This is a genomic window from Burkholderia sp. KBS0801, from assembly GCF_005937855.2.
GTDB lineage: Bacteria > Pseudomonadota > Gammaproteobacteria > Burkholderiales > Burkholderiaceae > Burkholderia > Burkholderia ambifaria.
In genome coordinates, this window is the sequence record NZ_CP042177.1 from 1525889 (window position 1) to 1538559 (window position 12671).

Annotated in this window: 14 protein-coding genes; 9 read left to right on the plus strand and 5 right to left on the minus strand. The window is 66.5% G+C overall.

From position 1 onward, the window contains the following. Nucleotides 1-63 precede the first annotated feature (63 nt). Nucleotides 64-1383: an MFS transporter gene (locus FFI87_RS07335; RefSeq protein WP_138847832.1), complete on the plus strand. Its 1320-nt coding sequence runs from the start codon at nucleotides 64-66 to the stop codon at nucleotides 1381-1383. A gap of 44 nt (nucleotides 1384-1427) precedes the next feature. Next, on the plus strand, nucleotides 1428-2375 hold the full coding sequence (locus FFI87_RS07340; RefSeq protein ID WP_138847831.1) for a dihydrodipicolinate synthase family protein: 948 nt from the start codon (nucleotides 1428-1430) through the stop codon (nucleotides 2373-2375). Nucleotides 2376-2439: 64 nt separating this feature from the next. Here the strand turns inward: FFI87_RS07340 and FFI87_RS07345 are convergent, their stop codons facing one another. Then, nucleotides 2440-4113 (minus strand): electron transfer flavoprotein-ubiquinone oxidoreductase, encoded by a 1674-nt coding sequence (locus FFI87_RS07345; RefSeq protein ID WP_138847830.1) that lies wholly within the window; start codon nucleotides 4111-4113, stop codon nucleotides 2440-2442. A 178-nt stretch (nucleotides 4114-4291) separates the two neighbouring features. On the opposite strand from FFI87_RS07345, the gene FFI87_RS07350 reads away from it, so the two are divergent. Both FFI87_RS07350 and FFI87_RS07355 read left to right on the plus strand, forming a co-directional pair. Continuing rightward, nucleotides 4292-5068 (plus strand): SDR family oxidoreductase, encoded by a 777-nt coding sequence (locus FFI87_RS07350; RefSeq protein ID WP_006753332.1) that lies wholly within the window; start codon nucleotides 4292-4294, stop codon nucleotides 5066-5068. A 32-nt stretch (nucleotides 5069-5100) separates the two neighbouring features. Beyond that, nucleotides 5101-5532, plus strand: a complete 432-nt coding sequence (locus FFI87_RS07355) for an acyl-CoA thioesterase (protein WP_006753331.1) — start codon at nucleotides 5101-5103, stop codon at nucleotides 5530-5532. A gap of 106 nt (nucleotides 5533-5638) precedes the next feature. Here FFI87_RS07355 and FFI87_RS07360 read toward each other — a convergent pair whose 3' ends face one another. Continuing rightward, nucleotides 5639-6184, minus strand: a complete 546-nt coding sequence (locus FFI87_RS07360; RefSeq protein WP_011656664.1) for a PAS and helix-turn-helix domain-containing protein — start codon at nucleotides 6182-6184, stop codon at nucleotides 5639-5641. 223 nt (nucleotides 6185-6407) lie between these two features. Here FFI87_RS07360 and FFI87_RS07365 point away from each other — a divergent pair, with 223 nt between their 5' ends. Both FFI87_RS07365 and FFI87_RS07370 read left to right on the plus strand, forming a co-directional pair. Further along, complete coding sequence (locus tag FFI87_RS07365; RefSeq protein WP_012363722.1) at nucleotides 6408-7112, plus strand: CoA transferase subunit A; 705 nt, start codon at nucleotides 6408-6410, stop codon at nucleotides 7110-7112. Between the two features lies 1 nt (nucleotide 7113). Then, complete coding sequence (locus tag FFI87_RS07370) at nucleotides 7114-7755, plus strand: CoA transferase subunit B (RefSeq protein ID WP_012363723.1); 642 nt, start codon at nucleotides 7114-7116, stop codon at nucleotides 7753-7755. Between the two features lie 77 nt (nucleotides 7756-7832). On the opposite strand, the gene FFI87_RS07375 is transcribed toward FFI87_RS07370, so the two are convergent. The 3 genes from FFI87_RS07375 to FFI87_RS07385 are packed head-to-tail and all read right to left on the minus strand — an operon-like array spanning nucleotide 7833 to nucleotide 10163. Then, nucleotides 7833-8546 carry an SDR family oxidoreductase gene (locus tag FFI87_RS07375; protein WP_138847829.1) on the minus strand — a complete coding sequence of 238 codons (714 nt, stop codon included), beginning with the start codon at nucleotides 8544-8546 and terminating at the stop codon, nucleotides 7833-7835. A gap of 37 nt (nucleotides 8547-8583) precedes the next feature. Then, the gene (locus FFI87_RS07380) at nucleotides 8584-9594 is read right to left on the minus strand and encodes a polysaccharide deacetylase family protein (RefSeq protein ID WP_138847828.1); all 1011 of its coding nucleotides are present in this window, start codon (nucleotides 9592-9594) and stop codon (nucleotides 8584-8586) included. Nucleotides 9595-9605: 11 nt separating this feature from the next. Further along, nucleotides 9606-10163, minus strand: a complete 558-nt coding sequence (locus tag FFI87_RS07385; RefSeq protein WP_138847827.1) for an ester cyclase — start codon at nucleotides 10161-10163, stop codon at nucleotides 9606-9608. 138 nt (nucleotides 10164-10301) lie between these two features. Here FFI87_RS07385 and FFI87_RS07390 point away from each other — a divergent pair, with 138 nt between their 5' ends. The 3 genes from FFI87_RS07390 to FFI87_RS07400 all read left to right on the plus strand — a co-directional run bounded on the left by FFI87_RS07390 (nucleotide 10302) and on the right by FFI87_RS07400 (nucleotide 12659). After that, nucleotides 10302-11207 (plus strand): LysR family transcriptional regulator, encoded by a 906-nt coding sequence (locus FFI87_RS07390; protein ID WP_138847826.1) that lies wholly within the window; start codon nucleotides 10302-10304, stop codon nucleotides 11205-11207. 120 nt (nucleotides 11208-11327) lie between these two features. Continuing rightward, complete coding sequence (locus tag FFI87_RS07395) at nucleotides 11328-12224, plus strand: alpha/beta fold hydrolase (RefSeq protein WP_138847825.1); 897 nt, start codon at nucleotides 11328-11330, stop codon at nucleotides 12222-12224. 81 nt (nucleotides 12225-12305) lie between these two features. Further along, nucleotides 12306-12659, plus strand: a complete 354-nt coding sequence (locus FFI87_RS07400) for a RidA family protein (RefSeq protein ID WP_006486103.1) — start codon at nucleotides 12306-12308, stop codon at nucleotides 12657-12659. The last annotated feature ends 12 nt before the right edge of the window (nucleotides 12660-12671 follow it).

Here is a 12671-nt window from a genome sequence, read left to right on the forward strand (position 1 = left end):
ATTCCGCGACGACGGAACGGGCAGCAGCCCGGCCAACCATTCAGGACAATGGAGACAGACGCAATGAACGAGAATCACGCAGTTCCGACGGCGCCGCCACGCATCCGGCGCGGACAACGTATCGCGCTCGCGCTGCTGATGGTGAGCGGGATCGTCAACTATCTCGACCGCGGCACGCTGGCCGTCGCGAGTTCGGCCATCCGCAGCGATCTTGGTCTGTCGCTCTCCGAGATGGGCTTGCTGCTGTCGGCATTTTCGTGGAGCTATGCGTTATGCCAGTTCCCGGTCGGCGGACTCGTCGATCGCATCGGGCCGCGCCGCTTGCTGGGCGTCGGGCTGATCGTCTGGTCGCTCGCGCAGGCGGCGGGCGGCATCGTCTCCACCTTCGGCTGGTTCATCGTCGCGCGTATCGTGCTCGGCATCGGCGAGGCGCCGCAGTTCCCGTCGGCGGCGCGGGTGGTGAGCAACTGGTTTCCGCTGCGCGCGCGCGGGACGCCGACCGGCATCTTCAACGCGGCATCGCCGCTCGGCACCGCGCTCGCGCCGTTGCTGCTGGCGGTGCTCGTCGCGTCGTTCAACTGGCGCTGGGCGTTCATCGCGACGGGGGCGCTCGGCCTCGTCGTCGCCGTCATCTGGTTCGCCCTGTACCGCGATCCGGCGCGTGCGCAATTGACGGCGTCGGAACGTGCGTATCTCGACGCCGATGCGCAGACTGCCATCGCGATGCCGAAGCTGACCTTCGCCGACTGGCGCAGCCTGTTCTCGCACGGCACGACCTGGGGCATGCTGATCGGATTCTTCGGGTCGGTGTATCTGAACTGGGTCTACCTGACCTGGTTGCCGGGGTACCTGACGATGGAGCGTCACATGAGCCTCATTCGCACCGGGTTTGCGGCGTCGGTGCCGTTCCTGTGCGGATTCGTCGGCTCGCTGGTCGCCGGCTGGCTGTCGGATGTGGTCACGCGCCGCAGCCGCTCGCCGGTCGTGAGCCGGCGCAACGCGGTGGTCGTCGCGATGCTCGGGATGGTCGCATTCACGATTCCGGCCGCGCTCGTGCAGAGCAACACGGTCGCGCTCGCGTGCATTTCGGTCGTGATCTTTCTCGCCAATGCGGCATCGGCGTGTTCGTGGGCGCTCGCAACGGCGGCCGCGCCGCCGAGCCGCATCGCATCGCTCGGCGCGATCCAGAATTTCGGCGGTTTCATCGGCGGGGCGCTCGCGCCTATCCTGACGGGTGTGATCGCGCAGAAGTGGTCGTTCGTGCCCGCGCTGCTGACGGCAGCGGCAATCGCATTCGCCGGTGCGATGGCCTACCTGCTGCTGGTTCGCAAGCCGATTCCCGAGCAGGCCGCGAGCACCGCGTCCGGCGCGCTGCCGGCCTGAGCGCCGCGGCGACATCACGTATTCAAGAAAGCAAGGAGAAACAGATGCAACACCATCAGCAGTCGAGCGCGACCATCGAGGGGATCGTACCGGTGATGTTGACGCCGTTCGACGACGCCGGGGCCATCGATTACGCGGGGCTCGAGCGACTCATCGAATGGTATCTGGCGCACGGTGCGGATGCGCTGTTCGCGGTCGCGCAATCGAGCGAGATGCAATTCCTGAGTCTGGCCGAACGGGCGGAACTCGCGCGTTTCGTGGTCGAACGCGTGGCCGGGCGCGTGCCCGTCGTCGCGTCCGGGCACCTCAGCGACGATCTCGATGCGCAGGTCGCCGAGCTGCGCGCAGCGGCGGAGTCGGGCGCACAGGGCGTCGTGCTCGTGACCAACCGGCTCGATCCGCAGCGCAAAGGCAGCGCCGCGTTGCTCGACCATCTTCACAAGCTGCTTGCGCGCCTACCGTCGGATTTGCCGCTCGGCTTGTATGAATGCCCGGCGCCATACCGCCGATTGCTGTCCGACGACGAACTGCGTGCGTGCATCGACACCGGCCGCTTCGTGATGCTCAAGGACGTGAGTTGCGACCTCGAGACGGTGAAGCGGCGCGTGGCGCTCGCCGCGGGGTCGCCGCTGAAGATCCTGAATGCGAACGCCGCGATCGCATGGGATGCGATGAAGGCGGGCTCCGCCGGGTTCAACGGCGTGTTTACCAACTTTCATCCGGATCTGTATCGATGGTTGCGCACGCAGGGCGACTCGGATCCGGCCCTCGCTGACGAGTTGTCGACGTTCCTGGTGGTCTCGGCCGTGTCGGAAGCACTGGGCTACCCGGCGCTGGCGAAGATCTATCACCAGCGGATCGGCACGTTCGCGTCGATTCGCTGCCGCGCGATCGACTACGACGTGCGCGAGCGGTTCTGGGCGCTCGATGCGGTGCTCGACAAGATCGTGTCCGGTACCGAGCACTTCCGTCGGCGGATCGCGGCGCGCTGACCGGGCAGCGCCGACTATCGAACGGGCGAAAAAAACGCCGCGCGAGGCGGCGTTTTCCGGCAGGTTACATGTTCGGGTAATTCGGGCCGCCACCGCCTTCCGGCGTGACCCACACGATGTTCTGCGTCGGGTCCTTGATGTCGCAGGTCTTGCAGTGCACGCAGTTCTGCGCGTTGATCACCAAGCGATCGCCGCCGTCGTCGTTCTTCACGAACTCGTACACGGCCGCCGGGCAGAAGCGCGCCTCCGGCCCCGCGTACGTGCGCAGATTCACGTTCACCGGCACGTTCGCATCTTTCAACGTCAGATGCGCCGGCTGGTTCTCCTCGTGGTTCGTGTTCGAGATGAACACCGACGACAGCCGGTCGAACGTCAGCTTGCCGTCCGGCTTCGGATACTCGATCGGCGTGCATTGCGATGCCGGCTTCAGCATCTCGTGGTCCGCATGCTTGTGATGTAGCGTCCACGGCACGTTGCCGCCCATCACCTTCTGTTCGAGCCCGACCATCAGCGTGCCGAGATACAGCCCCTTGGCCATCCACTGCTTGAAGTTGCGCGCGCGGTACAGCTCCGTGTACAGCCACGATTGCTTGAAGGCGTCCGGATACGCGTTGAGCTCGTCGCTCTGACGGCCGGCCTGCACCGCGTCGAACGCGGCGTCCGCCGCCAGCATGCCGGTCTTGATCGCCGCGTGGCTGCCCTTGATTCGCGATGCGTTCAGGAAGCCCGCGTCATCGCCGATCAGCGCGCCGCCCGGGAACACCGTCTTCGGCAGCGACAGCAGCCCGCCCGCCGTGATCGCGCGCGCGCCGTACGACACGCGCTTGCCGCCTTCGAGGAACGCGCGGATCGACGGATGCGTCTTGTAGCGCTGGAATTCCTCGAACGGCGACAGGTACGGGTTCGTGTAGCCCAGGCCCACCACGAAGCCGACCACCACCTGGTTGTTGTCCATGTGATACAGGAACGAGCCGCCGTACGTATCGGACTTCAGCGGCCAGCCGGCCGTGTGGATCACGAGGCCCGGCTTGTGCTTGGCCGGATCGATTTCCCACAGCTCCTTGATGCCGATCCCGTATGCCTGCGGATCGGCGTTCGCGTCGAGCTTGAACTTCGAGATCAGCTGGCGGCCGAGGTGGCCGCGGCAGCCTTCGGCGAACAACGTGTACTTCGCGTGCAGCTCCATGCCGAGCTGGAAGTTCTCGGTCGGCTCGCCGTCCTTGCCCACGCCCATGTTGCCGGTCGCGACGCCCTTCACCGAGCCGTCGTCGTTGTAGAGAATCTCCGCAGCGGGGAAGCCCGGGAAGATCTCGACGCCCAGCGCTTCGGCCTGTGCCCCCAGCCAGCGCGTGACGTTGCCCAGCGAGATCACGTAGTTGCCGTGGTTCTGGAAGTTGGCGGGCAGCGCCCAGTTGGGCGTCGTGACCGCGCCCGTCTCGGACAGAAACAGGAAGCGGTCTTCCGTCACCGCGACGTCGAGCGGCGCGCCGCGTTCCTTCCAGTCGGGGAACAGCTCGGTGATCGCGCGCGGATCCATCACCGCGCCTGACAGGATGTGCGCGCCGATCTCGGAACCCTTCTCGAGCACGCACACGCCGATCTCGGTGCCTTTCTCGGCGGCCAGCTGCTTGAGCCGGATCGCCGCCGACAGCCCGGCGGGGCCGCCGCCGACGATCACGACGTCGTATTCCATCGATTCGCGCGGGCCGTATTGCTCGATGAGGCTTGCGGGGGTCATTGGCGTTCCTCTAACCGTTAGAATGCTTTTATTCGGGAGCGTATTGTCTGCGAAACGAAACGCTTGCCGCAACAGCATGCGAATAGATTAGCACGATCGTTCTATTTTTTGTGCCAGGGTTATGCTGCGTGGGGCAGGGCGCCCGTCGCGGCGAAACGATATCGAAAGGGGATGTGCAATGGGTCGATCGATCAATCTGGAAGGCAAGGTCGCGCTGGTCACGGGCGCATCGAGCGGTCTCGGGCAGCGCTTCGCGCAGGTGCTGTCGCAGGCCGGCGCGAAGGTCGTGCTCGCGAGCCGCCGCGTCGAGCGCCTGAAGGAACTGCGCGCGGAGATCGAGGCGGCGGGCGGTGCCGCACACGTCGTGTCGCTCGACGTCACCGACGTGCAGAGCATCAAGGCGGCCATCGCGCACGCGGAGACGGAAGCCGGTACGATCGACATCCTCGTGAACAATTCGGGCGTCTCGACGATGCAGAAGCTCGTCGACGTGACGCCGGCCGATTTCGAATTCGTGTTCGACACCAACACCCGCGGCGCGTTTTTCGTCGCGCAGGAAGTCGCGAAACGGATGATGATGCGCGCGAACGGCAACGGCAAGCCGCCGTACCGGATCATCAACATCGCGTCGGTGGCCGGCCTGCGCGTGTTTCCGCAGATCGGGCTGTATGCGATGAGCAAGTCGGCGGTCGTGCAGATGACGCGCGCGATGGCGCTCGAATGGGGCCGCCACGGGATCAACGTCAACGCGATCTGTCCGGGCTATATCGATACCGAAATCAATCATTACCTGTGGGAAACCGAGCAGGGCCAGAAGCTGCAGTCGATGCTGCCGCGCCGGCGCGTCGGCAAGCCGCAGGATCTCGACGGGCTGTTGTTGCTGCTCGCGGCCGACGAGTCGCAGTTCATCAACGGCTCGATTATCTCCGCCGACGACGGCTTCGGCCTCGCCTGAGTGGATGACATTCAGCAACAAAGAAGACTGCAATGAGCGAATATTCCCCCGTATTTGAAATGTCGATGCCGATCCGCTGGGGCGACATGGATGCGTTCGGCCATGTGAACAACACGGTCTATTTCCGCTACATGGAACAAGCGCGGATCTCGTGGTTCGAGGAACTCGGCATCGCGGGCGGCAACGGCGAGGGGCAGGGGCCCGTGATCGTCACGGCGTCGATGGAGTTCCTGAAGCAACTGCACTATCCGGGCGACGTGATCGCGCGGATGTCGGCCGCGAAGCCGGGCCGCAGCAGCTTCGACACCGGTTTCGAGTTGACGCGCGCGGACGATCCGCAGCACGTCTATGCACGCGGCAACGCGCGCTGCGTGTGGGTCGACTATGCGCTCGGCAAGTCGGTGCCGCTGCCGCAACTGCTGCGCGATACGATCGAGCGCGCGCTCGCCGCGAAGGTCGGTTGAGCGCCGCGGCATCGACGCCGGTGCACGGGCGCCGGTGTGTCGCCATTTCCTGAAGTTTTCCCGAATCGGCCGCGTCACGCGGCCGATTGCCATTGCGGCGCGCGTGTCACTGGCCGAGCAGGCGTTGCAGCAGCTCCGGCGTATTGTTCGTGCCGTACTTGCGCATCAGCCGCGCGCGGTAGATGTCGACCGTGCGCGAACTGATGTCGAGCATGCGCCCGATCTGCTTGCTGGTCTTGCCGGTCGCGAGCTGCGCGGCGATCTCGCGTTCGCGCGGCGTCAGCTCGACGGCGACGCGGCGTGTCGCGCTCAGGTCCTCGAAGGTCCAGATGCCGGCCGCGAGCGGTGCGGTGCGGTCGAGCGCGCGGCCCGTCACGTGGCACCAGAACAGCTCGCCGTCGGCCCGTTTCATGATTCTGTCATCGGCGTAGATGCCGTTCGCGATCATCACGCGCGAAATGCGTTCGCCGATTCGCTGGAATTCGCCCGGCGACGGATAGAGCACCTCGTACGACTTCCCGAGCAGGTCGGCGCGCGCGCAGCGGAAGATCGACGCGAGGGCGTCGTTGCAGTCCTCGATCACGCGGTCGCGCGACATCACGAGGCCGAGCGGCGCGAGGTGAAAGGCAGTCTGGTAATCGAGAGCGGGCATGGCGCAGGCAAGCGGAGGGAAATGCTTATGTATTTTTGCGTATTGTGCCGTATCCGCGCCGCATCGTACCCTTTCAGGCATCTCGCGGCGGTTTGTCGCGATATAAAAACAGCGCGCCTCGACGCAGGTATCGCCGTGCATGCATAGAATGATGCGGCGGGCTTGCGGCCCAGTGGGCGCGTGAACCGGTTTTGCTGGTTTCCATAGAGGAAGGGACATACAGATGAACAAAGTCTATCCAAGCGCGGCCGCCGCGCTGGAAGGGATCGTCCGTGACGGACAGACCTTCGCGGTGGGCGGCTTCGGCCTGTGCGGGATTCCCGAGGCGCTGATCGCGGCACTGCGCGATTCGGCCGTCAAGGGCATCACCTGCATCAGCAACAACGCGGGTGTCGACGGCTTCGGTCTCGGCCTGCTGCTGGAAACGCGCCAGATCAAGAAGATGATCTCGTCGTACGTCGGCGAGAACAAGGAGTTCGAGCGCCAGTACCTGGCCGGCGAACTCGAGCTCGAATTCACGCCGCAGGGCACGCTCGCCGAGAAGCTGCGCGCGGGCGGCGCCGGCATTCCCGCCTTCTTCACGAACACCGGCTACGGCACCGTGATCGCCGAAGGCAAGGAAACGCGCCAGTTCGGCGATCGCCACTACGTGCTCGAGCCGTCGCTGACGGCCGACGTCGCGCTCGTGAAGGCGTGGAAGGCCGACAAGTCCGGCAACCTGATCTATCGCCGCACCGCGCGCAACTTCAACCCGATGTGCGCGATGGCGGGCAAGATCACCGTCGCGGAAGTCGAGGAGATCGTCGAGAACGGCACGCTCGATCCGGACCAGGTCCACACGCCGGGCATTTTCGTGCAGCGCATCGTGCTGAACGCGACGCCCGAGAAACGCATCGAACAACGCGTCGTACGCGCGAAAGGAGACTGACATGGCCTGGAATCGTGACCAGATGGCCGCGCGCGCGGCGAAGGAACTGCAGGACGGCTTCTACGTGAACCTCGGCATCGGCCTGCCGACGCTCGTCGCGAACCACGTGCCGGAAGGCGTCGAGGTGTGGCTGCAGTCGGAGAACGGCCTGCTCGGCATCGGCCCGTCGCCGACCGAGGACGAAGTCGACGCCGACCTCATCAACGCCGGCAAGCAGACCGTCACGACGCTGCCGGGCTCGTCGATCTTCTCGTCGGCCGATTCGTTCGCGATGATTCGCGGCGGCCACATCAACCTCGCGATTCTCGGGGCGATGCAGGTCAGCAAGACAGGCGACCTCGCGAACTGGATGATCCCGGGCAAGATGATCAAGGGCATGGGCGGCGCGATGGATCTGGTCGCGGGCGTGAAGCGCGTCGTCGTGCTGATGGAGCACGTCGCGAAGGGCGACCAGCACAAGATTCTCGACGAATGCAACCTGCCGCTGACGGGTGTCGGCGTGGTCGACCTGATCATCACCGATCTCGGTGTGATCGAAGTGACGCCGACCGGCCTGAAGGTGCTCGAACTCGCCGACGGCGTGAGCGCGGAAGAGATCCAGGCGAAGACGGGCGCACCGCTCGATGTGAGCGCGGTCGCCTGAGCATCGTTCTTTCCGCATGACCCTCGACGCCCCGCGTTCCGTCAGGAGCGCGGGGCGTTTTGCCATCACCGCATGCGTCACGCGATCGCGCCGCCGCCGTCGATCAGCACCGTCGAACCGGTCGCGTAAGGCGTCGTGGCCAGGTAGACGATCGCGTTCGCGACGTCCTCGGGCTGGCCCACGCGGCGTGCGGGGAGGCGCTGGGCGGCGCCCGCGTACATCGCATCGCGCACGTCGGGGGCGAGCTTGTCCCACAGCGGCGTCGCGATCAGACCCGGCGACACGGTGTTCACCCGCACGGGCGCCAGTTCGAGCGCAAGGCCGCGAGCGAGCGCCTCGAGCGCTGCGTTGATCGCACCCTGCAGCACCGACGACGCGCTCGGCCGCACGCTGAGGTAACCCGACACGAATGTCAGCGAACCGCCGGGTGCGATGTCGATCGAGCGGGCGATGCGGTATGCGCCCCAGAACTTGCTGTCCATCGCCGCCTGCGCGTCGGCAAGCGGCAGTGCGCGCAGCGGGCCCGTGGCTGTCTTCGCGGCCGAAATCACGACGTGGTCGAACTGGCCGACGCGCGCGCAGAACGCATCGACGGCCGCCGTATCGGTGATGTCGAGCGCTTCGGTGCGCACGTGCCCGTCCGGCGCGACATCTGCACCGGCCCTGGCCGGGTCGCGCGATGCGATCGTGACGACAGCGCCGCGTTGCGCGAAGGCTTTCGCGGCCGCGGCGCCGATTCCCGAGCTGCCGCCGACGACAAGTACTTTCTTTCCGTGGAGTGGATCGTTCATGGTGTTGCTCCGATAAGAGGAGGTGAGCGGAATCCGGTCAGATCGTTTCGGCTTCGCGCAGCGTCGACGGACTGCGCAGCGCGAAGCGGGCGATGTCGTCCTTGCGCATGAAGGCCACCCCAGGATGCGATCGGGCGTAGCGCAGGAAAGCATCCCAGGCGCGGACCATCTGCGGCGTGCCGCTGATCCGGTCGTGCGCGCTGATCGACATCAATCTGCGCCGCTGCCCGGCTTCAGCGTACAGCTGGTCGAAATCGAGCTTGATCTGCTCGAGAAACATCGTCGGCGAGTAGTTGCGGCCCTCGATCAGCAGGATGTCGTTGTTGCGCAGCGTGTACGGGACGACCACGAAATCGCGACCGCCGACGGTCTCGATGAACGGCTCGTCCCGGCTGACGTCGTCGATGTGATACACGTAACCGAGTTCCTGCAGCAGCGGCAGCGTGTGCGGCCCGCGCCGCAGCCAGTTGCAGTTGTAGCCGACCGGGCGCTGTCCCGTCACCGCTTCGACCATGTCGCGGGCCTCGGTGAGGAAGCGACGCTCGTCGTCGCGGGTCATCGCGAATTGCGAGCGCCATGTCGGGCCGTGCGCGGCCGCTTCGTGGCCGCGCGACACGATCTCGCGCGCCAGTTCGGGGTGCCGGCGTGCGGCCTCCCCGATCATGTGCGACGTGACTTTCACGCCGTGCCGATCCCACAGGTCAAGCAGGCGCGGAATCCCTTCACGATAGCCATACGCGAACCACGTGGCCGACGCCAGATCGACCGGCACCGACGATGGAAATTCGACGGGCGGGAACGGGCTGTCCGCGCCCTTGGGCGGTTGTCCGCCGGCCTCGAATTGCATCGAGATCGAGATGACGAGCCGCGTATCGTTCGGCCAGAATCCGCCGGCGCGCGTGTCTTCCGGCTGCGATGCCGGCGCGGCGGCGGCCGGCTGCGAGACGCCCGCGACCATCGCGACGCCGGCCGCGAGCCCGGCGCCGGCCTGTGCCAGAAACGTGCGGCGCGCCGGAGGCGTCGCCGAATGGGAGTCGTTGTAGGTCATCGTCACCTCCCTCAGCCGACGAGCCCGAGCTGGCGCATCAGCGTCAGGTTGTCCTCGATGTGCCAGTTTTCCGCAATCCGGCCATGGTCGATCCGGTAGATGTCGGTCGCGATGAAGTCGACCGCCTGCCCGCTGCCGGCCGTGCCATTGAACGTGCCGGTGAAGTGCCCGCGAAAGTGCAGGTGCACGACGACCCGGTCGCCCGCAACGATCATCTGCTCGATGTCGCAACGCAGGTCCGGGATGGCCGCGCGCATCGTTTGGGATGCCGCGAGCGGCCCCGGGACGCCCTGTGCGCGGCCTGCCGGAAGCGTCCGGTCGATGAAGCCGGCGGCGAGTGCCGTTTGGGCGAGGCTGGCGTCGCCGGTATCCCAGAACGTGCCGTAGCGACGCGCGGCGAGGATCTGCGCGCGTGCCTGCGGGGCCGGCAGGTCGGCCGCGACGGTCAGGCTGTGCGGCTCGACGAGACCGGCCGCGTGGGAGGTGGCCGGCGACAGCGCAACGACGCAGGTGGCCGCGGCGATGACACGGGTGAGCGGGCGAGCGGCCGAAAGAAGGCGAATCGACATGGTTTCGGGTGTCCTGTGGATGGCGTCGTGCGACGACGCGGAACAGGTATGGTAGGTTTTCGATTTCCATCTAAATACGGTCGGAAATCGAATGGATTATTCGAAAAAAGGAAAGGATTGCTCGGGGTCGAGGCCAGGATGCTGATCGACGATCTCCCGGCGCTCGATACCTTCGCGAGGATCGTGTCGGCAGGCAGCCTGTCGGCGGCGGCGCGCGAACTCGACCTGTCGCTGTCCGTCGTCAGCAAGCGGCTTGCGCATCTCGAGTCACAGCTCGGCGTGCGTCTGCTGCACCGGACGACGCGGCAGCAGACGCTGACCGACGACGGTGCGCAGTTTCACGCGCAGGTGCTGCGCATCCTCGCCGAAGTCGAGCGCGCCGAAACGCTGATGAGCGATCGCCGCGGCACGGTCGGCGGTGTGCTGCGCGTGACGGCGCCGGGCGAGCTCGGCCGGCTGCGGATCGCGCCGCTCATCGCGGCGTTTCAGCGGCGGCATCCCGAGCTGATCGTGCAACTGATGCTGACCGATGCGATCGTCGATCTGCTCGCGCACGACATCGATATCGCCGTGCGGATCGGCAGCCTCGCCGATTCGACGATGATCGCGCGCGAGCTGGCGCCCAATCATCGCGTGCTTTGCGCGTCGCCGAGCTATGTCGCCGAGCACGGTTTGCCGGCTGAACCGGCCGAGCTTCGTGCGCACCGATGCATCGTGATGGGCGACCAGCCGCGTGCCGAGTGGCGGTTCGACGGCGCACACGGCGTGGTTGCGGTCGAGGTGACGGCCGCGCTGCTGACGAACGACGGCGGCGCGGCGCGTACGTTGGCGCTGGAGGGCGCGGGCATCGCGCTGAAGTCGATCTGGGACGTCGGTGCCGATCTCGATGCCGGTCGACTGGTCCGCGTGCTGCCGGCATTCGCGGCGCCGGCGGCGCCGCTTCATGCGGTTTATCCCGGTGGTCGTCACGTACCGTTGCGCGTGCGCGCATTCGTCGATTTCCTGCGCGAGCAGTTGCGCGGCGCATGGGGCCGCGGCGGCTGAGCACGCTGCGAACGATGGGCGTGCGTGACGACCCGCGTTGACGAAGCGGTTTACAATCGTTTGCATCGGGCGGCGCACGCGTTGCCCGCCGCGCCGCCTCCGTTCGACAGGATCCCAACGATGCCGATCACCTCAGCGAATCCCCCGGTTCCCCGTCAGCGACGCGTGCAGTGTGCAAGCGCCGCCGGCCTTCACCACGTCGCCTATACCGAATGGGGCGACCCGGCCAATCCGCGCGTGCTGGTCTGCGTGCACGGCCTGACCCGTTCGGGGCGCGACTTCGACCGGCTCGCCGCCGCGCTCTCCGATACGTATCGCGTCGTCTGCCCCGACGTCGTCGGGCGCGGTCGCTCCGACTGGCTCGCCGATCCGCGGCATTACGCGATTCCGCAATACGTCGCCGACATGGTCACGCTGATCGCGCGGCTCGACGTCGAGTCGGTCGACTGGTTCGGCACGTCGATGGGCGGGCTGATCGGCATGGCGCTCGCGGGGCTGCCCGGTTCGCCGCTGCGACGGATGATCGTGAACGACGTCGGCCCGCGCATCGAACCCGATTCGCTGACGCGCATCGGCGAATACCTCGGCGTGCAGCCGCGCTTCGCGACCGAGCAGGAAGGCGTCGACTATCTGACGTCGCTGTCGCTGCCGTTCGGTGAGTTGACCGCCGATGAATGGCGCGGGATCAACCGGCCGCTGCTGCGCGAGCTGCCCGACGGCGGCTGGACGATGCGCTACGATCCGCGCATCGCCGAGCCGTTCAAGGCGACGACACCTGAACTGGCCGCGCTCGGTGAGGCCACCCTGTGGCGCGCGATCGAGACGACCGATGCGTCGCTGCTCGTCGTGCGCGGCGCCGAGTCGGACTTGTTGTCGCGCGAGACCGCGGCCGAGATGGTGCGCCGCGGCCGGCATGTGGCGCAGGCGGAAATTCCCGGCACGGGGCACGCGCCGGCGTTCCTGAACGCCGACCAGATTGCGCTCGCGCGGCGGTTTTTCGTCGAAGGCGCCTCATAAACGCGTCATAATATGCGGTTCGGCGGCACGCGGGCCGCGTCGTCGCCGATTCTTCACCCACTCAAACGACCGGAACATTCCATGGCAGTCATTCGTCACCACGTCGGAGCCCGCCTCTCCGAAACCGCGATCCACAACGGTACCGTGTATCTGGCTGGCCAGATCGCCGAAGACACCACCCAGGACATCAGGGGCCAGACGCGCGAAGTGCTGGGCCACATCGACCGCCTGCTCGCCGAAGCGAACAGCGACAAGGCGCATCTGCTGTCGGTGCAGATCTACATTTCGGATCTCGCGAACTTCGAAGGCATGAACGCGGAGTGGGACGCGTGGGTCGCGCCGGGCAACACGCCGCCGCGCGCGACCGTCGAGGCGAAGCTCGCGGATCCGGCGCTGCTGGTCGAGATCGTCGTCGTCGCCGCGCAGCGGAGCTGAGCGAAGCATCAC